24 protein-coding genes are annotated in these 21,574 nt (G+C 75.1%); 13 read left to right on the forward strand and 11 right to left on the reverse strand.

Annotated features, from left to right (window positions below; all coding sequences use genetic code 11):
- The first annotated feature begins 178 nt into the window (after positions 1 to 178).
- Together AB0M03_RS04725 and AB0M03_RS04730 are read left to right on the forward strand one after the other, a co-directional pair.
- Positions 179 to 445 (forward strand): GlsB/YeaQ/YmgE family stress response membrane protein, encoded by a 267-nt coding sequence (locus tag AB0M03_RS04725; protein WP_363488394.1) that lies wholly within the window; start codon positions 179 to 181, stop codon positions 443 to 445.
- A gap of 239 nt (positions 446 to 684) precedes the next feature.
- Entirely contained in the window at positions 685 to 2,058 is a 1,374-nt protein-coding gene (locus tag AB0M03_RS04730) for a glycoside hydrolase family 6 protein (protein ID WP_363488396.1), read from the forward strand.
- Positions 2,059 to 2,135: 77 nt separating this feature from the next.
- Here AB0M03_RS04730 and AB0M03_RS04735 read toward each other — a convergent pair whose 3' ends face one another.
- The 6 genes from AB0M03_RS04735 to AB0M03_RS04760 form a co-directional block, all read right to left on the reverse strand.
- Positions 2,136 to 2,654, reverse strand: a complete 519-nt coding sequence (locus tag AB0M03_RS04735; protein WP_363488398.1) for an SMI1/KNR4 family protein — start codon at positions 2,652 to 2,654, stop codon at positions 2,136 to 2,138.
- 63 nt (positions 2,655 to 2,717) lie between these two features.
- Entirely contained in the window at positions 2,718 to 3,389 is a 672-nt protein-coding gene (locus tag AB0M03_RS04740; RefSeq protein WP_363488401.1) for a nucleotidyl transferase AbiEii/AbiGii toxin family protein, read from the reverse strand.
- Positions 3,386 to 3,736: a transcriptional regulator gene (locus AB0M03_RS04745; RefSeq protein ID WP_363488403.1), complete on the reverse strand. Its 351-nt coding sequence runs from the start codon at positions 3,734 to 3,736 to the stop codon at positions 3,386 to 3,388. The genes AB0M03_RS04740 and AB0M03_RS04745 overlap by 4 nt, the downstream gene beginning before the upstream one ends.
- Before the next feature lie 141 nt (positions 3,737 to 3,877).
- Positions 3,878 to 4,786, reverse strand: coding sequence for an ADP-ribosylglycohydrolase family protein (locus AB0M03_RS04750; RefSeq protein WP_363488406.1), 909 nt, complete (start codon positions 4,784 to 4,786; stop codon positions 3,878 to 3,880).
- Positions 4,787 to 4,896: 110 nt separating this feature from the next.
- Positions 4,897 to 5,484 carry a TetR family transcriptional regulator gene (locus tag AB0M03_RS04755; protein WP_363488408.1) on the reverse strand — a complete coding sequence of 196 codons (588 nt, stop codon included), beginning with the start codon at positions 5,482 to 5,484 and terminating at the stop codon, positions 4,897 to 4,899.
- Between the two features lie 36 nt (positions 5,485 to 5,520).
- Positions 5,521 to 6,528 (reverse strand): aldo/keto reductase, encoded by a 1,008-nt coding sequence (locus tag AB0M03_RS04760; RefSeq protein ID WP_363488410.1) that lies wholly within the window; start codon positions 6,526 to 6,528, stop codon positions 5,521 to 5,523.
- Positions 6,529 to 7,064: 536 nt separating this feature from the next.
- Here AB0M03_RS04760 and AB0M03_RS04765 point away from each other — a divergent pair.
- The 6 genes from AB0M03_RS04765 to paaE all read left to right on the forward strand — a co-directional run bounded on the left by AB0M03_RS04765 (position 7,065) and on the right by paaE (position 12,396).
- Positions 7,065 to 8,459, forward strand: coding sequence for a M20 family metallopeptidase (locus tag AB0M03_RS04765; protein WP_363488412.1), 1,395 nt, complete (start codon positions 7,065 to 7,067; stop codon positions 8,457 to 8,459).
- 236 nt (positions 8,460 to 8,695) lie between these two features.
- A complete protein-coding gene (paaA, locus tag AB0M03_RS04770; protein ID WP_363488414.1) occupies positions 8,696 to 9,643 on the forward strand; it encodes a 1,2-phenylacetyl-CoA epoxidase subunit PaaA in 948 nt (315 codons plus the stop codon).
- A complete protein-coding gene (gene paaB / locus AB0M03_RS04775; RefSeq protein ID WP_030265759.1) occupies positions 9,640 to 9,933 on the forward strand; it encodes a 1,2-phenylacetyl-CoA epoxidase subunit PaaB in 294 nt (97 codons plus the stop codon). Before paaA ends, paaB begins: the two co-directional genes overlap by 4 nt.
- 31 nt (positions 9,934 to 9,964) lie before the next feature.
- Entirely contained in the window at positions 9,965 to 10,846 is an 882-nt protein-coding gene (gene paaC / locus AB0M03_RS04780) for a 1,2-phenylacetyl-CoA epoxidase subunit PaaC (RefSeq protein WP_363488416.1), read from the forward strand.
- Positions 10,846 to 11,328 carry a 1,2-phenylacetyl-CoA epoxidase subunit PaaD gene (paaD, locus tag AB0M03_RS04785; protein WP_363488418.1) on the forward strand — a complete coding sequence of 161 codons (483 nt, stop codon included), beginning with the start codon at positions 10,846 to 10,848 and terminating at the stop codon, positions 11,326 to 11,328. The genes paaC and paaD overlap by 1 nt, the downstream gene beginning before the upstream one ends.
- Positions 11,329 to 12,396: a 1,2-phenylacetyl-CoA epoxidase subunit PaaE gene (gene paaE, locus AB0M03_RS04790; RefSeq protein ID WP_363488421.1), complete on the forward strand. Its 1,068-nt coding sequence runs from the start codon at positions 11,329 to 11,331 to the stop codon at positions 12,394 to 12,396.
- Between the two features lie 38 nt (positions 12,397 to 12,434).
- On the opposite strand, the gene AB0M03_RS04795 is transcribed toward paaE, so the two are convergent.
- Positions 12,435 to 13,538: an FAD-dependent oxidoreductase gene (locus tag AB0M03_RS04795; RefSeq protein WP_363488423.1), complete on the reverse strand. Its 1,104-nt coding sequence runs from the start codon at positions 13,536 to 13,538 to the stop codon at positions 12,435 to 12,437.
- Positions 13,539 to 13,596: 58 nt separating this feature from the next.
- Positions 13,597 to 13,968, reverse strand: coding sequence for a YbjQ family protein (locus AB0M03_RS04800; protein ID WP_363488425.1), 372 nt, complete (start codon positions 13,966 to 13,968; stop codon positions 13,597 to 13,599).
- Between the two features lie 218 nt (positions 13,969 to 14,186).
- Here AB0M03_RS04800 and AB0M03_RS04805 point away from each other — a divergent pair, with 218 nt between their 5' ends.
- From AB0M03_RS04805 to AB0M03_RS04815, 3 genes are read left to right on the forward strand one after another with little or no spacing between them, the layout of a single operon-like run.
- Entirely contained in the window at positions 14,187 to 15,107 is a 921-nt protein-coding gene (locus AB0M03_RS04805) for a hypothetical protein (protein ID WP_363488427.1), read from the forward strand.
- A 30-nt stretch (positions 15,108 to 15,137) separates the two neighbouring features.
- Positions 15,138 to 15,848: an aminoacyl-tRNA hydrolase gene (locus AB0M03_RS04810; RefSeq protein WP_363488429.1), complete on the forward strand. Its 711-nt coding sequence runs from the start codon at positions 15,138 to 15,140 to the stop codon at positions 15,846 to 15,848.
- Positions 15,849 to 15,850: 2 nt separating this feature from the next.
- Positions 15,851 to 16,591 (forward strand): methyltransferase domain-containing protein, encoded by a 741-nt coding sequence (locus AB0M03_RS04815; protein WP_363488431.1) that lies wholly within the window; start codon positions 15,851 to 15,853, stop codon positions 16,589 to 16,591.
- Positions 16,592 to 16,803: 212 nt separating this feature from the next.
- Here the strand turns inward: AB0M03_RS04815 and AB0M03_RS04820 are convergent, their stop codons facing one another.
- The 3 genes from AB0M03_RS04820 to AB0M03_RS04830 all read right to left on the reverse strand — a co-directional run bounded on the left by AB0M03_RS04820 (position 16,804) and on the right by AB0M03_RS04830 (position 19,630).
- Complete coding sequence (locus AB0M03_RS04820; RefSeq protein WP_363488433.1) at positions 16,804 to 17,769, reverse strand: EamA family transporter; 966 nt, start codon at positions 17,767 to 17,769, stop codon at positions 16,804 to 16,806.
- A 212-nt stretch (positions 17,770 to 17,981) separates the two neighbouring features.
- The gene (locus AB0M03_RS04825) at positions 17,982 to 18,719 is read right to left on the reverse strand and encodes a hypothetical protein (RefSeq protein WP_363488435.1); all 738 of its coding nucleotides are present in this window, start codon (positions 18,717 to 18,719) and stop codon (positions 17,982 to 17,984) included.
- Positions 18,716 to 19,630 (reverse strand): ABC transporter ATP-binding protein, encoded by a 915-nt coding sequence (locus AB0M03_RS04830; RefSeq protein WP_363488437.1) that lies wholly within the window; start codon positions 19,628 to 19,630, stop codon positions 18,716 to 18,718. The genes AB0M03_RS04825 and AB0M03_RS04830 overlap by 4 nt, the downstream gene beginning before the upstream one ends.
- A gap of 128 nt (positions 19,631 to 19,758) precedes the next feature.
- Between AB0M03_RS04830 and AB0M03_RS04835 the strand changes: the two genes are divergently transcribed.
- Together AB0M03_RS04835 and AB0M03_RS04840 are read left to right on the forward strand one after the other, a co-directional pair.
- Positions 19,759 to 20,922 carry a histidine kinase gene (locus tag AB0M03_RS04835; protein ID WP_363488439.1) on the forward strand — a complete coding sequence of 388 codons (1,164 nt, stop codon included), beginning with the start codon at positions 19,759 to 19,761 and terminating at the stop codon, positions 20,920 to 20,922.
- Positions 20,919 to 21,566, forward strand: coding sequence for a response regulator transcription factor (locus AB0M03_RS04840; RefSeq protein ID WP_363488441.1), 648 nt, complete (start codon positions 20,919 to 20,921; stop codon positions 21,564 to 21,566). Before AB0M03_RS04835 ends, AB0M03_RS04840 begins: the two co-directional genes overlap by 4 nt.
- Positions 21,567 to 21,574: the final 8 nt, after the last annotated feature.

A 21,574-nucleotide genomic window follows, 5' to 3' on the forward strand; every position in this document is an offset into this window, starting at 1 on the left:
GGCCCGGCGAGCCCCGGGCCGCCGACTCTCCCACACCGCGGCGGGCCGGGTCACGGTGGGGCGCCGGGCGGCCGGCCGGGCCGGGCGGGGTGCGCGGACGGGAACCGGCGGTGCCGCCCGTGGCGTCCCTCGGATCACCGCGGTTCGGCGTTGGACCCCGGAGGGCAAGGAGACAGGTATGGGTTTCATCAGCTGGATCGTCCTCGGCCTGATCGCCGGGGCCATCGCCAAGTTCCTGCTGCCCGGGCGCGACCCGGGCGGCCTCGTCGTGACCACACTGATCGGCATAGCCGGCTCGTTCGTCGGCGGCTGGATCTCGTCGACCGTGCTGCACCGCCCGGTGGCCAAGGAGTTCTTCGACCTGGCCACCTGGGTGTCGGCGATCGGCGGCGCCCTGGTGCTGCTGATCGCGTACCGCCTCCTGTTCGGCAACTCGCGGGACTGACCGGCCGCGCGGCGGGCCCGACCCCGGGCCCGCCGATTCCGGAGTCTTCTCCTTCGCTTCGGGAGCGCTCCCACCATGGGCTTGGTAGCAATCGTCGAACAGTGTCGAAACTTCCTTCTGCACAAGGGATTTCCCTCAGCCGCCCGCGCGGCTACGATCGGCCGCGGCCGTGCGGGAGCGCTCCCATACCCGTCGGCCGTCCCATCCTCTCCCACCCGAGAGCACGCGGAGGACCAACAGTGCGCACCCCCCACGGTGACCGACGGGCCGCCGCCCTCGCCCTGGCCGCGGGCGCCGTCGCCACCGCCGTCCTGGCCGGCACCCAGACCGGAGCAGGCGCCGCCGTGCAGGGCAGCCTCCCGGCGGACACCCGGTTCTGGAAGGACCCGGCCTCCCAGGTCGTCAAGTGGGTCGCCGCCAACCCCAACGACTCCCGGACACAGGTGATCTCCAAGCGGATCGCCAGTCAGTCGCAGGGCATCTGGTTCGCCGACTACAAGCCGGACACCGTGACCTCGGACGTCCGCGCGATCACCTCCGCCGCCGCCTCGGCCGGCCAGGTGCCGGTGCTCGTGGTCTACGAGATCCCCAACCGCGACTGCGGCGGCGCCTCCGCCGGCGGCGCGCCCGACCTGGCCGCGTACGACGCCTGGGTCACCAAGTTCGCGGCCGGACTGGGCAGCGGGCGCTCGGTGGTCGTCCTGGAGCCCGACTCGATCGCCCTGACCACCTGCCTCTCCGCCCAGCAGCAGGCCGACCGCTTCGCCTCGCTCTCCCGGGCCGGCGCCGCCATCCACGCGGCCGCGCCCAACGCCAAGGTCTACCTCGACGGCGGCCACTCCACCTGGAACAGCGCCTCCGAGCAGGCCAACCGGCTGCGCAGCGCCGGCATCGCCAACGCGGACGGCTTCTTCACCAACGTCTCGAACTTCAACACCACCTCGGGCGAGGTCGGTTACGCCAAGTCCGTGCTCTCCGCACTCGGCAACCCGGCCAACCTGCACGCCGTGATCGACACCAGCCGCAACGGCAACGGGCCCGCGGGCGGAGTCTGGTGCGACCCCTCCGGCCGGAAGATCGGCAACTACCCGACGGCCGCCACCGGCGACGCCGCCATCGACGCCTTCCTGTGGGTGAAGCCGCCGGGCGAGGCCGACGGCTGCGCGGCCGCCGCCGGCACCTTCGTGCCCGACATCGCCTACCAGCTGGCGCAGAACGCCGCCGACCCGAGCACCCCGCCGACCTCCCAGCCGCCCACGTCGCAGCCCCCGACCTCGCAGCCGCCGACCGGTACGGCCTCCTGCGCGGTCACCTACCGGGCCAACTCCTGGACGGGCGGCTTCACGGCCGACGTGTCGGTCAAGAACACCGGCACCGCCGCGATCGGCGGCTGGGCGCTCAAGTGGACCTTCTCCGGCGACCAGAAGGTCACCAGCGCCTGGAACGCCAAGGTGACGCAGACCGGCACCGCGGTCACCGCCACCGACCTCGGCTACAACGGTTCGCTGGCCGCCGGCGCCTCCACCGCCTTCGGTTTCCAGGCCACCTACGGCTCCGCCAACCCGTCCCCGACCGCCTTCACCCTGAACGGCTCCACCTGCACCGTCGCCTGACACCGCAGCACGCCGCACCCGACGGCCGCCGACCGCTTCCCCACAGCGGTCGGCGGCTTCCGTTCGTCGGGAGCCGCTCAGCGGCAGAGCTCGAAGACCGTCTCCTCGAAGTCCGGGTGCCGCCGGGCGGCCTCCGCGACCACCTCGGCGGCCGGACGGCGGGCGCCCGGCGCCCAGCGCTCCGCGACGGCGGCCAACTCCGCGTTCGGGCGGGCCTCCAGCCCCGGGTACTCGACCGCCTCGCGCGGGCCGGAGCCGTTCGCGAGCAGCCACAGGTACGAGGCCAGGTCGCAGGCGACCACCCCGGTCTCGCCCTCCGAACCGAGGAACACCACCGGCTGCTCGGCCAGCGGCCGGCCCGGGTGCGCCAGCCAGACCGCACCGTAGCCGCCGGTGCCGTCCTGCCCGAAGACCCGGAAGGCGTCCCCGTCCACCTCGGGGTTGCCCGTCCAGGCGCGCAACCAGTCCGTGGTTTCGTCGGCACCCAGGAAGGCGTCGTAGGGCTCGAAGTCCACCCCCTCGCCCTCGTCGAAGTCGAAGCCGATACCGGCCACCTCGGCGAGGGCGGCGGGGAGGATGCGGTCGTCGTCTGCCATGCCGGCAGGCTATGCACCGCCGCCGACACCCTGGCAGGAAGGGGCCGGACAGGAACGCCGGGCTCAGTCGGCGGAGTCGTCGTCCGGTGCGGACAGCCGGCGGTCCAGGTCGTCGGCCCACGCCTTCGCCCATTCCCGAAGCTCAGCGATGTCGTTCTCGTCCAGGCCGTAGGCCAAGAACTCCTCGTCGTCGATCCAATCGGCGCCGGACAACCGGAAGTGCAGTTCGGTGAGGTCGAAGTGGTCGCGCGCGTGCCGCCGGCCGAATGCCTCCAGTTGGTCGCGTTCGAACCGGTGGGCTGCAGCCCGGACGTCGATGAGGTCGCGGGCGTAGCCGCGATCGGCAAGCGCCCGGACCTTGGTCCCGACGACGTCCTCAATGGCCAGGACCGGGCCTGGTTCGAGCTGGACGGCGGGCCGCCACAGGACTTCCTTGAGGACGTCGACCTCGCAGGCCTCTCCGGTCGAGGGGTCCGTCACCACCAACCGGGCGGACAGCGGGACCACTTCGACCGCACGCACCAACCAGCCGCGTGCCACGAGCCCCTCGGACAGCGCGGTGGCGATCTCAATCATGTCGGCAGGGTGCTCGGTGGCCACGTCCAGATCTTGGCTGAGCCGGTCCGCCAGTCCGTGCGCCTGCACCGCGTACCCGCCCGTGAGCACCAGCGCATACGGGGCGCCGACCGCGAAGACATCCGTCAGCAGTCGGCGGTGCAGTGGCGTGAGCCTCACGCGGCGGAGGATCGTGCGGCGGCAACTGCCAGGTCGGGGAAGGAAGCCTCCCAGACCTGCCGGACCGCCGGACCCACCAGGGTGCGCAGCACCGGCCACAGCTCGACCAGCACCTGGGCGTTGAGGAACCGGACGAGGTCCTCCTGCATGCCCTCCGTGATCACGATCCGGTACATGCCCATCCGCAGCCGTGGCCGCCCCAGATCGAACCGCCGCAACCCGGACCAGGCCAGGTGCAGCGGCAGCTCGACCTCACCGGCTACCGGTCCGGTCAGATCGTCCAGCGCGTCCGGAAGGCGGGCGGCCAGCTGCGTCCGTCGGCTCTCCATCGGCGAAGCGAAGTCCATGGCCCGATTATCCCCTTTCTGGGCGCCGGTCTCTATCACCTGCCCGCCGGACACGATGGGTCGGACGCTTCGGGCCCGCCAGCAGACAAGCCCTGGCCCCGCCGGCACAGCCCGGCAGGTGCCATGACCGCCGACCCGCCGTCAGGGCTGCGGCGCTGCCCAGGCCGGGAGGTCCTCGCGGGCCTCCAGCCAGGTGGCGGGGACGTCGGCGAGGCCGGTGCGGGCGGCGACCACGCCGGCGGCAATGGCGCAGGTGGTGTCCATGTCGCCCCAGCCGCCGAGGGTCTCCCAGATGGCGTCGGGGAGGGAGTCGAGCGCGCCGGCGGCCGACCAGAGGGCGAACGGCACGGTGTCCTGGGCGGAGAGCCCGGCGCCGGAGCCGAGTACGACGGCCGCGTGCCGGACGGTGGTGCCGGCCGGGAAGCGGGCGGCCGTGCGCAGGCCGGACCGGACGTCGCTCTCCGGCAGGTGCCCGGCGACCTCCTGGAGGAACTCGGCCCGGCCGGGTGCGGCCGAGCCCCGGCTGCGGGCGGCGAGGGCGGCGGCGATCGCCACCGCGACCGCGCCGGCCTCCGCCTCCGGGTGGCTGTGGGTGGTCCGCGCCGAGAGCCCGGCCTGCTCGGCGACGGCGGCGAGGTCCGCCGCGAACCAGGCGCCGAGCGGGGCGACCCGCATCGCGGCGCCGTTCCCGTGCGAGCCCTGGCCGCCGAACATCGCGGTGGTGACGGACCGCCAGTCGGCGCCCGCCTGGACGGCCCGCATCACCTGGTGCATCGACGGCCCGTACTTGCGGTGCGGCGCGGCGGTGTAGGCGGCGGCGAACTCGCGGGCGAGCCCGTCCTGGTGGACCCCGCCGTGGCGGCCGAGGTGCCGGAGGAGGACCAGGGCCATGGCGGTGTCGTCCGTCCACTTCCACGGCCCGGGGCGGGGGATGCGGGCGGCCTGCTCGGCGGCGGCCTCGTCGACGCGCGGGGAGAACCAGCGGTCGCCGAAGGCGTCGCCGAGGGCGAGGCCCTGCAGGCTGTCCAGGGCGGGGGCCGGTGCGCGCATGTTGCCCTCCGGGTGAGAATGACCGTGATCGGCATTCTCGCGGCCGGAGGGCCGGGCGGGCGAGCGGATTTCCGCGGGCGGCGGGCCGCGGTACGCGGTGCCGGGCGCCGTCAGCGGCCGCGCAGGCCCTCCAGGAGCAGCGACCAGAGCGCCTCGAAGTCGGCCTCTGCCGTCGGGCGGGACCACTCGGCGGCGTGGGCGGGGTCGTGGAAGTGCGCGGTGGCCAGGAAGACCGAGCGGGCCACCGGCCCGGCCGGGGTGTCGCGGAACTCGCCCCGGCGGACGCCGTCCTCGACGATCGCCCGGATCTGGGCGACCAGGGTCTCGATGTGCGCCTCCACGGTGGTGCTGACCTCGCCGACCAGCGTCATGTAGGTGGCGAACATCTCCGGGTCCTCCAGCGCCTTCTGCCGCTTGGCGGCGAACAGCGTGGCCAGCCAGCGGTGCAGCCGCTCGGCCGCCGGGCCCGGTTCGGCGGCGATCGCGGCGAGTTCGTCGTGCGCGCGGTCCAGCCAGCGCTGGGTGACGGCCTCGCGCAGCGCCGCCTTGCTGGGGAAGTGCCGGTACACGCTGCCGTGGCTGACGCCGAGGGCACGGGCGATGTCGACCACGGTGGCCTTCGCCGGGCCGAACCGCCGCAGGACGTCCTCCGCCGCGCTCAGGATCTGCTCGGCGGTGAGTGCGTTGTCCGTGGCCACGGGGAGACGTCCTTCGGGTCGTTCGGCGGCGGCTGCTCAGCGCTCGCTGTCGAGGAGCGCCATCTGTGCCGCAGCGTACCTGTCGCCGGCCGCCGAACCCTCGGGCACGGCGGCCTCGACGGCGGCGAGGTCCTCCGCGGTGAGGGTGATCTCCAGCGAGCCGAGCGCCTCGGCGAGGCGGTCGCGGCGGCGGGCGCCGACCAGCGGCACGATGTCCGCGCCGCGCGAGGCGACCCAGGCGATGGCGGTCTGCGCGACGGTGGCGCCCTTCGCCTCCGCGACCGAGCGCAGCGCCTCGACCAGGGCCAGGTTGCGGGTCAGGTTGTCGCCCTGGAAGCGCGGGCTGAAGCCGCGGAAGTCCGTGGTGCCGATCTCCCGTTCGGCGCTCCAGTGGCCGCTGAGCAGGCCGCGCGAGAGCACGCCGTACGCGGTGATGCCGATGCCCAGCTCGCGGGCGGTGGGCAGGACGTCGGCCTCCAGCGAGCGGGAGATCAGTGAGTACTCGATCTGCAGGTCGCTGATCGGGTGCACGGCGGCGGCCCGGCGCAGGGTGTCGGCACCGACCTCGGAGAGGCCTATGTGCCGGACGTACCCGGCCTTCACCAGCTCGGCGATGGCGCCGACGGTCTCCTCGATCGGGACGTCCGGGTCGAGGCGGGCGGGGCGGTAGACGTCGATGTGGTCGGTGCGCAGCCGGCGCAGCGAGTAGACGAGTGCGGTCTTGGTGGCGGCCGGGCTCGCGTCGTAGCCGAGCCAGCTGCCGTCGGGGCCGCGCTGGGCGCCGAACTTCACGCTGATCTGCACGGATCCGCGGTCGCGGCCGCGCAGGGCGTCGTGCAGCAGGAGCTCGTTGTGGCCCATGCCGTAGAAGTCGCCGGTGTCGAGCAGGGTGACGCCGGCGTCGAGGGCCGCGCGGACGGTGGCGATCGACTCGGCCTCGTCGGCGGGCCCGTACAGGTCGGACATGCCCATCAGGCCGAGGCCGAGGGCGGAGGTCTCCGGCCCGGTGGCGCCGAGGGTGGTGCGTGCGGGGGTGGCGGGCATGGCGGTCTCCCTGGTGTCTGTGGACGGAAGGCTCCGTGATTCGACTATGGCATTTCGGATGACAGATTTCAATATTTGTCATCCGATGCGCGCGGGACGGGGAACAGAGGTGTGACCGATACCAAAGGCTGATCGGCCGTCACCCGTCGGACGTGGATCGCCCGTCCGCAGGCGGTTCGTCCTGCCGAAGCGTCGCCGCAGGTCCATCGTGGGAGGCGGGACGCGCGAACCCGTTCGCCTGCGGGGCGCGGACCGCCGGGCCACCTCGCACGGAGACGAACCGGTCTTCTAGGCTCACGTCCGGGCCTCCCCGGCGGCCGGTGCCCGGCCGCACCGCGCACCGGGGGCGCCGTCCACCGGCCCCGGACGACCGGGGCCGCCGGAGCGAGCGAGGAGGACGACGTGTCACCCAGTCCGAGGTTGCACCATCGGCCGTCACCCAGCCGGATGCCCGACCCGGCAGCAGCCCGCAGTCCGCAACAACCGCCACAACCCCGGCCGGCCGCCCGGACCGCCACGGGTTGTGGAGGTGCGAGGTGAGCCCGCATACCGTCCTCCCGGCCGAGCCGGGAAGCGCACCGGCCGGAGCCGCGGCCGGACAACCCGCGGCCGACCGCGCCGCCGACGGCGAACCAGCGAATACCGCGGCCCGCCCCGCGCCCGTGACCGGGCCCGCCCCCTCCGGCCCCGCCGACCCGGCGGCCGACCCCGCCCCCTCCCCGGGCACCCCGCCGAGCGGCACCGCCGCCGCCCCCGGACTGCCCGCCCTGCCGGGCCTCCCGCAGGCGCTCACCACCCGGGCCCGCACCCTCGCCGGCGCCGTACGCCGCCGCTGCGCCGCCCTCGCCGCCATGGAGTCGCCCACCGGCGACGCACCCAGACTCGACGCCCTCGCCGAGGAACTGTCGGCCGGCTTCCGCGCCACCGGGGCCGGATCCCGCCGCGAGAGCGGCCCGGCCGGCGACCACCTGGTACTCGAATGGCCCGGCCGGGACGAGTCCCTGCCGCACCTGCTCGTCGTCGGGCACCACGACACCGTCTGGCCCGTCGGCACCCTCGCCGACTGGCCGGTCGAGGAGCGCGACGGGCGGCTCAGCGGCCCCGGCGTCCTCGACATGAAGGCCGGACTCGCCCTGCTGGAGGGCGCCATGGCCCTCCTCGCCGACCTCGGCCAGCGCCCGCACCGGTCGGTCCGGCTCGTGGTGGTCGCCGACGAGGAGGTCGGCAGCCCGGACGGCCGACGCGTCGTCGAACGCCAACTCCCCGGCGCCGCAGCCGTCCTGGGCCTGGAACCGCCGCACCCCGACGGCCGGCTCAAGACCGCCAGGCGCGGCTCCACCCGCGTCCTGCTCAGCGTCACCGGGCGGGAGGCGCACGCCGGCAACAACGCCACCGAGGGCGTCTCCGCGGTGGACGAGCTGGTCGACCAGCTGGTGGCCGTCCGCAGCCTCGGCCGGCAGCCCGGTACCGAGCTCAACACCGGCCGGATCACCGGCGGCACCCGTGCCAACGTGGTCGCCGGCCGCGCGGAGGCCGAACTCGGCCTGCGCTTCTCCACCGCCGAGGCGCAGCGCCGCGCCCTCGACACCCTCACCCACCTCACCGCCCTGCGGCCCGGTGCCAAGGTCTGCGCGGAGGTGCTCTCCAGCCGTCCGGCCTGGCCGGAGCGGTCGGCCAACCCGTTGCTGCGGCACGTCCGTTCGCTCGCCGCCGCACTCGGGCAACAGCTCGACGGCGCCCCCGCGGGCGGGGCCGGCGACACCAACCTGGCCGGCGCCCGCGGCCTGCCCACCCTCGACGGCCTCGGCGCCGTCGGCCGCGGTCCGCACGCCCGCCACGAGCACGTGCTGGTCGACCAGTTCGCCCCGCGGATCGCCCTGCTGGCGGCGCTCCTCGCCGTACCGCTGCCCCGCCTGCGCGACCGCGCCTGACCCGGGCCCGAGACCGGTCCGGGCGGCCACCCCGCCCGGACCGGCCACCCGGGGCCCGGAACCCCGCGCCCGCCGCCGGGACCCGCACTTCCTGCTCCTCCCTCGCCGCCCCCCGGATCCCCCTTGTGGCGCGGTTTCTCCCGTGTCCCTCTCGTCACCTTGGCTGTGCCTTGTCAGGGCGGTGGGTCGGCGTACAGAATGGGACCGACCGAACGGTCAGTCGGGAGGTGGGTTGAGTGACGGCAACAGAGCTGAGCGAGGCGACCCTGGAAGGGCGCTTCGACGCGGTGGTGGCCGCCGAGCAGCGGATCGAGCCGCGGGACTGGATGCCGGACGCCTACCGGGCGACCCTGGTCCGCCAGATCGCGCAGCACGCGCATTCGGAGATCATCGGCATGCAGCCGGAGGGCAACTGGCTCACCAGGGCCCCCTCGCTGCGCCGCAAGGCGATCCTGCTGGCCAAGGCGCAGGACGAGGCCGGGCACGGCCTGTACCTGTACGCGGCGGCGGAGACCCTCGGCGTCGACCGGGCGGAGCTCACCGAGAAGCTGATCAGCGGTCGGCAGAAGTACTCCTCGATCTTCAACTACCCGACGCTGACCTTCGCCGACGTCGGCGTGATCGGCTGGCTGGTGGACGGCGCGGCGATCTGCAACCAGGTGCCGCTGTGCCGCTGCTCCTACGGCCCGTACGCCCGGGCGATGGTGCGGATCTGCAAGGAGGAGTCCTTCCACCAGCGGCAGGGCTACGAGCTGCTGATGACGATGATGGCCGGCACCGACGCCCAGCGCCGGATGGTGCAGGACGCGGTGGACCGCTGGTGGTGGCCGTCGCTGATGATGTTCGGCCCGCCGGACGACGACTCGCCGAACAGCGCCCGGTCGATGGCCTGGCGGATCAAGCGGCACTCCAACGACGACCTGCGCCAGCGCTTCGTCGACATGACCGTGCCGCAGGCCGAGCACCTCGGCGTCACCCTCCCGGACCCGGCGCTGAGCTGGAACGAGGACCGGGGCAGCTGGGACTTCGGCGAGCCCGACTGGTCGGAGCTCAAGAAGGTGATCACCGGGCAGGGCCCGTGCAACACGCAGCGCGTCGAGCGCCGCCGGGCCGCCCACGAGGACGGCGCCTGGGTCCGCGAGGCGGCCCTGGCGTACGCGGAGAAGAAGCGGAGCGCACAGTGAACGCGAACCGGGCCGGCTGGCCGCTCTACGAGGTGTTCGTCCGCCCGCGGCGCGGCCTGAACCACGTCCACGTGGGCTCGCTGCACGCGGCCGACGACCGGATGGCGCTGCTCGCCGCCCGCGACCTCTACACCCGCCGCAACGAGGGCGTCAGCCTCTGGGTGGTGCCCTCCGCGGCGATCACCGCGTCCACCCCGGACGAGCAGGACCCGTTCTTCGCCCCCAGCGGGGACAAGGTCTACCGCCACCCGACCTTCTACGACATCCCCGAGGATGTCCCGCACATCTGAGCCAGTGCCCGTCCGACCAGGGGATGCCGACATGACCGACGACCACGTCTACCTGACGCTCAGCGAGGCCGGGCCCGAGCCCGAGGGCGAGGCCCGCTGGGCGTACGGCACCGGCTTCGCCGACCCGCTGCTGGGTGTCGACACCGCCCTGCCGGCCGGTGTGGACGGCGCCGACCTCGCCGCCTACTGCCAGATGCTCGGCGACGACGCCCTCGTGCTCGCCCAGCGGCTCATCGAGTGGTGCACCCGGGCGCCGGAGCTGGAGGAGGAGGTCGCCCTCGCCAACCTCGGCCTCGATCTGCTCGGCCAGGCCCGCCGGCTGCTCACCCGGGCCGGCCAGGCGGACGGCTCCGGCCGCACCGAGGACGACCTCGCGTACCGGCGCGAGGACCACGAGTTCCGCAACGTGCGGCTGGTCGAGGTGCCCAACGGCGACTTCGCGCACACCGTCGCCCGGATCCTGGTCTTCGCCACCGCCCGACAGGCGCTGTACCGGCGGCTCGTCGAGCACGCCGACCCGGTGCTCTCCGCGGTCGCCGCGGCCGGCGTCAAGGAGCTCGCCTACCACCGCGAGTGGGCGCAGGAGTGGCTGCTGCGCCTGGGCGACGGCACCCCGTACTCGCACGAGCGGATGCAGGCCGGCCTCGACGCCGTCTGGCCGCTGCTCGACGAACTGTTCACCCCGCACCCGGTCGAGCTGCGGCTCGGCACCGACCCGGCCGCCCTGCGCGGGCCCGTGCTGGCGCTGCTCACCGACGACATCGCGGAGGCGACCCTGACCGTTCCGGACGCCGCTCCGCTGGCGTACGTCGGCGGGCGGGCCGGGCGCGACGGCGTCCACACCGAGGCCCTCGGCCTGCTCCTCGCCGAGCTGCAGGTCGTCGCCCGCGCCCACCCGGGGGCGACCTGGTGATGACGTCCACGACCACCCGTGCCTGGGAGGCGGCCGCCGCCGTCACCGACCCGGAACTGCCGATGCTCACCCTCGCCGACCTGGGCGTGCTCGCCGGGGTCGAGGAGCAGGGCGACACCGTCACCGCCTGGCTGACCCCGACCTACTCGGGCTGCCCGGCGGTCGCCGAGATGGCCGCCGACGTCGACGCCCGGCTGCGGGAGGCCGGCTACGCCGACGTCCGGGTGCGGCTGCGGCTCGACCCGCCGTGGTCCACCGACCTGATCAGCGCCGAGGGGCGCCGCAAGCTCGCCGAGGCGGGCATCGCACCCCCGGCCGCCGGCGGCCTGCTGCAGCTCGGCCCGACCCGGCGTGCCGTGCACTGCCCGCAGTGCGGCTCCGCCGACACCGAGGAGCTCTCCCGCTTCGGCTCCACCGCCTGCAAGGCGCTCTGGCGCTGCCGCAGCTGCCGCGAGCCGTTCGACCGGATCAAGGAGATCTAGATGGCCGTCCGCCGCCCGACCTTCCACGAGCTGCGCATCGCAGCGCTGGAACCGCTCTGCGAGGACGCCGTCGCGGTCACCTTCGAGGTGCCGGACGGCCTCGCCGGGGAGTTCGCCTTCCGGCCCGGCCAGACGCTCACCCTGCGCCGGATCGTGGACGGCGCCGACGAGCGCCGCTCGTACTCGCTCTGCTCGCCGGTCGGCGGGTCGCTGCGGATCGCGGTGCGCGAGGTGCCCGGCGGCCTGTTCTCCCGCTGGCTGGTGCGTGAGGCGCGGGTCGGCGAGGCCGTCGAGGTGATGCCGCCGACCGGGCTGTTCACCCCCGAACTCGGCGAGGCCGCCGAGCACGTGCTGGTCGCCGCGGGCTCCGGCATCACCCCGATGCTGTCCATCGCCGGCTCGGTGCTCGCCGCCCACCCCGGCTCCCGGGTCACCCTGCTGTACGGCAACCGCCGCAGCGACACGGTGATGTTCTCCGACGAACTCGCCGACCTGAAGGACACCCACCTCGACCGGTTCCAGCTGGTCCACGTGCTCTCGCGGGAGTCCCGCGACGCCGAACTGCTCAGCGGCCGGCTCGACCCGGAGCGGACGAAGGCCCTGCTCGGCGCCCTCGTCGACGTGCCCACCGTCGACCACTGGTGGCTCTGCGGCCCGTACGGCATGGTCGTCGGCACCAAGCACCTGCTCGGCGAGCTGGGCGTGCCCGCCGACCGCGTCCACCAGGAGCTGTTCCACGCCGAGGACGAGCCCGAGTACGAGCGCGGCGAGGAGGCCCCCGTCTCCGGCGACCTCAGCGAGGTCACCGTCGTCCTCGACGGCCGCTCCAGCGTGCTCGCGCTGCCCCGCGACCGCTCGGTGCTGGACGGCGCCCAGCGCTCCCGCCCCGACCTGCCGTTCGCCTGCAAGGGCGGCGTCTGCGGCACCTGCCGCGCGCTCGTCTGCGAGGGCGAGGTGGAGATGCGGCGCAACTTCGCCCTGGAGGAGAAGGAGGTCGCGGCCGGCTACGTCCTGACCTGCCAGGCCCGCCCGGTCACCGACAAGGTCACCATCGACTTCGACGCCTGAGACCGGGCCACCGCCCCCGAGCGGTCACCCGAGTGGCTTCAGGCCGGCACAGGCACCGGTCGGGGTGTGCCCAGCAGCCGGACGATGTCGTTGACCGCCGTGCGGCCGGCCCGGTTGGCGCCGACGGTGCTGGCGGAGGGGCCGTAGCCGACCAGGTGGATGCGGGGGTCGGCGGCTGCCCGGGTGCCCTCCAACCGGATGCCGCCGCCGGGGCCGCGCAGGCCCAGCGGTGCCAGGTGGGTGATCTCGGGCCGGAAGCCGGTGGCCCAGACGATCGCGTCCAGGTGCTCCTCGGTGCCGTCCCAGACCGCGCCGTGCTCGGTCAGCCGGTCGAACATCGGGCGGCGGTTCAGCACGCCCAGCTCCTCGGCCCGCCGGTACGCCACCGACGGGCCGAGCCCGGTCACGCTCACCACGCTGCGCACCGGCAGGCCCTCGCGGACCCGCTGCTCCACCAGCGCCACCGCCGCCCGCCCGGCCTCCGGGGTGAACGGGCCGTCCCGGTGGACCGGGGGACGCCGGGTCGCCCACACCGTCTCCGCGACCGGGCCGAGCTCCGAGAGCACCTGGATCGCCGAGGCGCCGCCGCCGACCACCAGGACCTTCTGCCCGGCGAACTCCTCGGGCCCGCGGTAGTCCGCGTAGTGCAACTGCCGGCCGGCGAAGTGCCCCGGGTAGTGCGGCAGGAACGGCCGCGTCCAGGTGCCGGTGGCGTTGACCAGGGCCCGCGCCGTCCAGTCGCCGCGGTCGGTTCCCACCCGCAGCCGGCCGTCCGGCAGCGACCGCACCGCCCGCACCCGGACGGGCCGCACCACCGGCAGGGCGTGCTCCGCCTCGTACGCGGCGAACCAGACCGGCACCACCTCGCGGGCCGGGGCGTCCGGGTCGGGCGCCGGGAGCTGCGAGTCCGGCAGGTCGTGGAAGCCGTGCACGGTGGCCATCCGCAGCGAGGGGGAGCGGTGCGCCCAGGCGCCGCCCGGGGTCTCGTCCGCGTCCAGCACCACGAAGCCCCGGTACGGCTCGAATCCGCGGCGGCGCAGGTGGTGGGCGGCGGACAGCCCGGCCTGCCCGGCGCCGATCACCACCACGTCCACCTCGCGCGGCAGCTCGTGGCCCCAGGTCGTTTCGGCTTCAACGGTCATGCCAGTGGAACATTGCACGCGCGGCCCGTGTTCCCTGCGGGATGCCCGGAGCGAGGCGTCAGGCGAGCGGAGCGACCACCGCCGCCGTCCCGTACGCGCAGATCTCCGTGCCCACGTCGGCAGCCTCCGACACGTCGAAGCGCATCATCAACACCGCGTTGCCGCCGCGCGCCTTCGTCTGCTCGATCAGCCGGCCCATCGCCTGGTTGCGGCTCTCCACCAGGGTCTTGGTCAGGCCCTTCAGCTCACCGCCGACCAGCGACTTCAACCCGGCGCCGATCTGCGAACCGATGTGCCGGCTGCGCACCGTCAGCCCGAACACCTCCCCGATGACCCGCTCCACCCGGTGCCCGGGTACGTCGTTGGTGGTCACCACCAGGACCTCGGCGTCCGGGCGCTGCCCGCCGCCGTACTCGTCGATGTTTCCCATGCCCCCACCCTCGGGCACCCGGGCCCGGGCGCCCGCTCCGGCTCGCCGGTGCACCGACCGGACGTCCTCCGACAGGCCCCCGCCACGGCCGCCGGCCACGTCCGGCGGATTCACCGGCTCCGCCGCCGCCCCGGCACCCCGGCGCGCGCTTCGGGCCGTGCCGAAGAAGGTGGCGGACACCGGTGATTCCCGGGCCGCCCTGGCCGTACTGTAGGCGCATGGGCGAGCGAAGCGATCATCCGCAGGGGCCGGGCGCGGCGGAGGACTCCAGCGCGCAGGAGATCGAGGCGACAGTGGTGCTCGGCATCCGCATCACCGACTGGCCGGCGCTGCGTGCCGCCGCGCTGGCCGCCGTCGACGAACTGGACTTCGACGGGGCCGACCCGGCCGGGCAGCGCACCGAGCTGCTCCGCGAGGTCGCCGACGACCCGAACGCCGCCCTCGGCGTGCTGCTCCACCCCGACCGGCTGGTGGCGGCCGTCCCCGGCATCGAGGCGCTCGGCGGCACCCTGGAGATCAGCGTCACCGACGACTTCGCCCCCGACTTCGCCGAGCTCTTCCCGCTCGACGGCGAGGACGGCGAGGGCGGCGACTGGACGCTCACCCCCCGCACCGCCTGTCTCCTGCACACCCAGCTCGTCGGCCTCGCCGACGCCGCCTACGACGACCTCGACGAGCACGAGGACGAGCCCGTCACCGAGGGCGACGAACCCGACTGGACGGTCTACGCCCGGCTGCCCCGCCGCACCTGGCCCATGCACCGCACCTGGCGGCGCGCCTTCGCCCGCACCTTCGACGACCTCGCCGAGGACCTCTCCCTCGGCGAGTGGCCGCTGCCCCGCTGCCTCGCCGAGGAGGTCGCCCTGCGGATGGCCCTCGCCGACGCCCGCAGCCTGCTCGGCGCCCAGCCCGAATCGGTCGCCGACATGATGGGCGACCTCCCCGCAGACCTGTACGACTACGACTGGGACGGCTGCGCCGACGAGCTCTTCGGCGTCTACGGCCCCGACGAGGGCGACCCGGACCTGGAGACCGCCGACCGGACGGACCAGCTGCTCGCCGCCACCCACCCCGAGGGCTGGTTCCTCGGCTACGAGGACGCCGAGGAGCGCGATCCCCAGCGCGGATACCGGCGCTGACGGCCCGGGGGCTGCTGGCATGCTGGTGGGGTGAGTTCACCCTTCGACGCCCCGAGCAGCCCCGACGAGCCCGTCGACCGCGACAGCAAGGAGCAGTACGTACTGCCCCTGGTCGTCCGGATCGAGCGGGCCGACCCGCCCGCCCGCACCGACGCCCTGGAGACCTCCGCCCGGGCGGTGCTGACCCTGCTCGCCGACCCGCGGGTCACCGACGGCGACGGCGAATGGGCCGAGCGCGTCACGGCCTGGGAGGACGCCCGCATCCGCAAGGTCGTCCGGCGGGCCCGCGGCGGGGAGTGGCGCAAGGCCGGCGAACTGCCGGGCATCACCGTCACCGGCGCCGCGGCCGAGGTCCGCGTCTTCCCGCCGGTCCCGCTGGACGGCTGGCCGAAGGAGCTCGCCAAGCTCCAGGTCTCCGGCACCGACCTGGACGACCCCGAGGCGCCGGCCGCACCCGCCGAGGGCCTGCCCGTGCTCTGGCTCAACCCCGACCTGGAGATGAGCGCCGGCAAGACCATGGCCCAGACCGGCCACGCCGCCCAGCTCGCCTGGTGGCGCCTGGACGACACCCGGCGCAAGGAGTGGGCCGAAGCCGGCTTCGCCCTGGCCGTCCGCACCGCCGACCCGGACGCCTGGGCCGGCCTCACCGCGAGCGGCCTGCCGCTCGTCCGGGACGCCGGCTTCACCGAGATCGCCCCCGGCAGCTGCACCGTCGTCGCCGACCACCCCGCCCTGCGGTAGCGGTGCTCGACTACGACGGCGAGGCCGCGACGTACGACGCCACCCGCGGCGGGGAGGAACGGGCGGCCGCCGCCGCGGAGGCCGTCGAGCGGCTGCTGCCGGCCGGCGCCGCGACCGTGCTCGACGTGGCCTGCGGCACCGGCATCGTCACCGCCCGGCTCCGCCGCCCCGGCCGGGCCGTCCTCGGCGTCGACCGCTCCCGCGGAATGGCCGCCGTCGCCGCCGGACGGATGCCCGGCGGCGTGGTGCTCGGCGACGCCGCCCGGCTGCCGGTCGGCACCGGCCGGGTCGACGCCGTCGTGCTGGTCTGGCTGCTCCACCTGCTGGACGACGCCGAACCGGTGATCGCCGACGCCGCCCGTGCGCTGCGCCCGGGCGGCGTCCTGATCACCACGGTCGACAAGAACCGGGCCGCCTTCGGCGCCGACAGCGACGTCGCCCGGGTCACCGCACCCCTGCGGGAGGCCCACGGCCGTTCTCCCGCCGACGGCCGGCGCAGGGTCCTGGAGCTCGGCGCCCGGTACGGGCTCCGGCCCGCCGCCGAAACCGCCTTCGACGGCACCGGCCAGGGCCGCAGCCCCGCCGACTGGCGACGGGTGATCGAAGCCGGCCGCATCCCCTGGGCCGCCGCGGCCGGCCCGCACCGCACCGCCGACCTCTGCCGGGACCTCGCCGCCCTCCCCGACCAGCACCGCCCCCGCCCCCAACCCCGCTACCGCCTGCTCGCCCTCGAACGCACCTGAACCGCGGGGTGTACCCGAGAGGCGGGGGGAACCGTGCAATTCGGATGCGGGCCACCGTACAGGTCATGGCTCGGCCCATGCCGTCGTGACGCCCACACTCGGATTGCGCAGTTCTCCCCCAGCCTTCGGCCGGGAGGTGCCCCCACGCGCCCCTGAATCGACCACCCGAGCGCCCTCGGGGGTGCACCCTTATCCGGTCGGGTCAGGTCGGGTCAGGCAGGGCGGGGGCGGGCTGCCGGGCGGGTCTCGGCGACGGCGAGGCCGGTGACGGAGGCCAGCAGCACCGCCGTCCCGGCGGCCGCCGCGGGGGTCAGGTGCTCGCCCAGCAGCAGCACCGCGATCACGGTGGCGCTCACCGGCTCGATCAGCGCGATCACCGAGGCGGTGGTGGCCCGGACGACCGCGGCACCCGCGAAGTACAGGCCGTAGGCGAGCGCCGTCGGCACCGAGGCCAGGTAGACCAGCAGCAGCGCCGTCCGGCCGAGGCCCTCGGCCTGCGGCAGCACGCCTTCGGCGAGCGCGAACGGCAGCAGGCACACCGTGCACACCGCGAACGACCAGAGGGTGGTCGACGACGCGCTCTGCCGTTCGCCGGCCCGGCCCAGCCACCGGGTGTACAGCGTGATGCAGCCGTACCCGGAGGCCGACACCAGCGCCCAGAGCACCCCGGCGGGCCGGACCTCGCCGCTGCCGCCGTCCCCGAGCACCAGCACCGCGAGGCCGGCCAGTGCGCCGCCGACCGCCACCGCGCCCGCGCCGCCGAGCCGCTCGCCCATGGCGAGCCGGGCGCCGATCGCGATCAGCACCGGAGCCGAGCCCAGCGTCACCACGGTGGCCACGGCCAGCCCGGTCTGCTGGACGGCCACGAAGTAGGCGGCCTGGAAGACGGTCAGCCCGAGGCCGTTGACGGCGATCCGCACCGCCCGGCGACGCCACGGCAGCGCGGCCCCGGCGGGCCGCGGGCCACGGTCGCTCCGGTTGCCGAGGCCGGTGCAGGCCCAAACGGCCAGCAGCAGGACGACCCCGCCGAGCGACCGCCAGAAGGTCAGCGCCAGCGGGCCGAGGCCGCTGCCGTCGTACAGCAGGGCGGCCGCGGCGCCGGCGGTGCCCCAGGCGGTCGCGGAGAAGGTGATGTAGAGCAGGCCCCGGCCGACGGGCAGGGCGGAGGGGTTGGACATGGGTGTTCTCCCACAGAAGAGGTCGGTCGCGTGGTCCCGTCCGCGGGCAGCGCCGACCGCCCCGGGGGCTCACCCCGGAGTCACGGTCTTCCGTGGCCTCGCCGCCCGCTCAGGCGGCGGGCGGCGGCAGAACAGTCAGGTGCACGGGCCACACCCTATAGGGCGTATGCCGACGGGTCCGGGTCGGCTCCGCCGGCACGCGCCCTCGGGTGTCAGGCGTCGTTCCGCTGCAGCGAGAGCAGCCCGCCCCAGGCGGCGGCGGCCGCCCACAGCGCCATCACCAGCAGTCCCGTCCAGTGCCCGTAGGGGACGGCCGGGTCGGTGAGGTACCGCGTCGCGTACAGGCCGGCCCGGTCCGGCAGGAAGTACGCCGCCTCGCGGACCCCGGGCACCGCGGTGAGGAAGGTCGTGCCGAGGAAGACCGCGGGCGTCAGCAGGCCGATCGCCGCGGTGAGGTTGCGCAGCATCGCGGTGAGGCCGAGGCAGAGGACCAGCAGCAGCGGGTGGTAGAGCACCCCGGCCACGATGCTGCGCACCGCGCCGGGCTGCCCGAGGTCGAGGCCTACGGTGGCGGAGGTCGCCAGGTGCGCGCCCGCCACCGAGAGCAGGCCGACCACCAGTCCGATCCCGGTGCCCAGCATCAGCTTCCCGGCGTAGAACCGGCCGCGCCGCGGCACCGCCGCCAGCGAGGCCCGTACCGTGTCGGAGGCGTACTCCTGGCCGATCAGCAGGATGCCGCTCGCCACCACCGCGACGTGGCCGAAGAGCATGCCGTAGTAGATGCCCTCGGCGGGGTCGTCCCTCAGGGAACGGTCGACCTCGCCGTACGCGGCCTGCACCGCCGCGGTGATGCCGGCGGTGAGCAGCACCGCGATCAGCGGGGTGATCCACTGGGAGCGCAGCGTGGTGAACTTGGCCCACTCGGCGCGCAGGGCGAGCGAGGTGGTCATGCCGCCACCGCCCGGTACTCCACGGCGTCCGCGGTCATCCGCATGAAAGCCTCCTCCAACGAGTCCTGCTGGACGGACAGTTCGTACAGGGCGACGCCGTGCCGGGCGGCCAGCGCGCCGATCTCCTCCGAGGTGGTGCCGAAGACCTCCCAGGCCCCGCCGGAGCCCTCGACCGGCTCGGCCGCCGTGCCCGAACCGCGCAGCAGGTCGGCCAGCTTGACCGGGTCGACCGCGCGGACCCGGACCCTGGAGCGGCCGTGCCGCGCCAGGAACCCGTCGGTGGTGAGGTCGGCCAGCAGCCGGCCCCGGCCGACCACCACCAGGTGGTCCGCGGTGAGCGCCATCTCCGCCATCAGATGGGAGGAGACCAGCACCGCCCGGCCCTCCGCGGCGAGGCCGCGCAGCAGGGTGCGGATCCACCGGATGCCCTCCGGGTCCAGGCCGTTCACCGGCTCGTCGAGCAGCAGCACCGGCGGGTCGCCGAGCAGTGCCGCCGCCACCCCGAGCCGCTGCCGCATGCCGAGCGAGAAGCCCTTGATCCGGCGGTCCGCGGCCGCGCCGAGGCCGACCTGCTCCAGCACCTCCTCGATCCGGCGCCGCGGCAGTCCGTTGCTCGCCGCCAGCCAGCGCAGGTGGCCGCGGGCCGTCCGGCCGCCGTGCACCGCGTGGGCGTCGAGCAGGGCGCCCACCTGGCGCAGCGGCGCCTCGAGTTCGGCGTACGGCCGGCCGTGCACCAGTGCCTCGCCGGCGGTCGGCCGGTCCAGGCCGAGCACCATCCGCAGCGTGGTGGACTTCCCGGCCCCGTTCGGGCCGAGGAAGCCCGTCACCCGGCCCGGTTCCACGCGGAAGTCCAGCCCGTCCACGGCCGTGGTCGCGCCGTACCGCTTGGTCAGGTTCCTGACCTCGATCACCGTCGTACCTCCCTGGTCGATGCCTCCAGCCAACCGGGCCGGCGGCGCCGGGAGATCCCTCCCGGGAGTGGACCGCCTCCCTCCCGGGAGGGAGGCCGCCCACCGCGCCGGCCTGGCACGATGGCGCCGTGCCACCCTTCCTCGCCCCGCTGTTCCGGGCCGCCACCTACGCCCGCTGGCTGCACCTGCTGATCGGCACGGTGTTCGTCGGCGTCGTCCTGCTCGTCTACCCGGGCATCGAGCCGGGCCGGCCGCTGCCGGAGACGGTGGCCCTCGGCGCCGCCCTGGACGCCGCGCTGCTCTGCCTGGCCGCGCTGCTCCCGGCCACCCGGCGCGCCGAGGGGGTGCAGGCCAGGCTGCTGCTGGCGCCCGACCGGGAGGAGTCGATCGGCGCCGCCCCCTCGGCGGGCTGGGCCGACCGCGGCCGGACGGCGCTGTGGCTGGTGGCCCGGGTCGCGCTGGGCTTCGGGGTCGGCCTGGCGACCGTCCGCGCGCTGGACCTGGGCACCCGCCTGCTGCACGCCCCGCCGTACGGGCCGCTGCTGCTGCCGGTGCTCGTCCTCGCCCTGCTGTGGCTGGTCGTGCTCGCAGGCCGGCTCCAACTCGCCCTGGCCGTCCGGCTGCTGGGCCCCTCCGCGGCCGACCGGCTGGCCGCCGCGGAACTGCGCGCCGAACGCCTGCTGGAACGCAACCGGCTGGCCCGCGAACTGCACGACTCCGTCGGGCACGCGCTCACCGTCACCGTGCTGCAGGCCGGGGCGGCCCGGGAGGTCGCCGACCCGGCCTTCCGGGACAAGGCCCTGGAGGCCATCGAGACCACCGGGCGGCAGGCCATGGAGGACCTCGAACGGATGCTCCTCCTGCTCCGCGACACCCCCGAGGAGACCGCCGCCGAACAGCCGGGGCTCGACCGGGTCGCGGCCCTCTTCGACGCCGCCCGGGCGGCCGGCAGCCCGGTCGAGGCGAGCGTCGACCCGGCCGCCGCCCGGCTGACCGGCGTGCTCTCCCGCGAGGCCTACCGGATCGTCCAGGAGGGCGTCACCAACGCCCTCAAGCACGCCCCCGGCGCACCGATCCGGATCCGCGCCGCGATCGAGGGCGGCCGGCTCGAACTCCGCTGCGCCACCGCCCTGGTGGCCGTCCCGGCCGGCGGTCGGCCGGCCCGCGGCGGCGGCCGAGGGCTGCGCGGCGTCCGGGAGCGGGCCGCGCTGCTCGGCGGCGAGGCCGGGGCCGGCCGCGAGGACGGCGACTGGGTGCTGGCCGTCCGGCTGCCACTACGGTTGGCCGAATGATCGACATCCTGCTGGTGGACGACGAGGAACTCGTCCGGACCGGGCTGCGGGCCGTCCTGGAGGCCCAGGGCGACCTGCGCGTGGTGGGGGAGGCCGCGGACGGCGCGGCCGCCCTCGGACTGGTCCGCTCGCTGCGCCCCGACGTGGTCCTGATGGACGTGCGGATGCCCGAGGTGGACGGGCTCACCGCCACCCGCGCGATCCTCCGGGACGCGGACGCCCCGCCGCGCATCCTCGTCCTCACCACCTTCGAGAACGACGACTACGTGTACGAGGCGCTGCGGGCCGGCGCCGACGGCTTCCTGCTCAAGCGGGCCCGTCCGGCCGAGATCGTGCACGCCGTCCGGCTCGCCGCGGCCGGTGATTCCCTGCTCTTCCCGGCCGCCATCCGCAGCCTCGCCGCGGGCCGCGCCAACCGGTCCGCCGCCGAGGCCGTGGCCCGCGCCGGCCTCACCGACCGGGAGGCCGAGGTGCTGCGCCTGGTGGCCCGCGGCCTGTCCAACGCGGAGATCGCCGCCGAGCTCTTCCTCGGCGTGCAGACCGTCAAGACCCACGTCAGCAGCGTCCTCGCCAAGCTCGGCGCCCGCGACCGCACCCAGGCCGTGGTCACCGCCTACGAATCCGGCTTCGTCGCCCCGGCCTGACGGGCCGT

It is taken from the genome of Kitasatospora sp. NPDC051914 (genome assembly GCF_040680995.1).
Taxonomy (GTDB): domain Bacteria; phylum Actinomycetota; class Actinomycetes; order Streptomycetales; family Streptomycetaceae; genus Kitasatospora.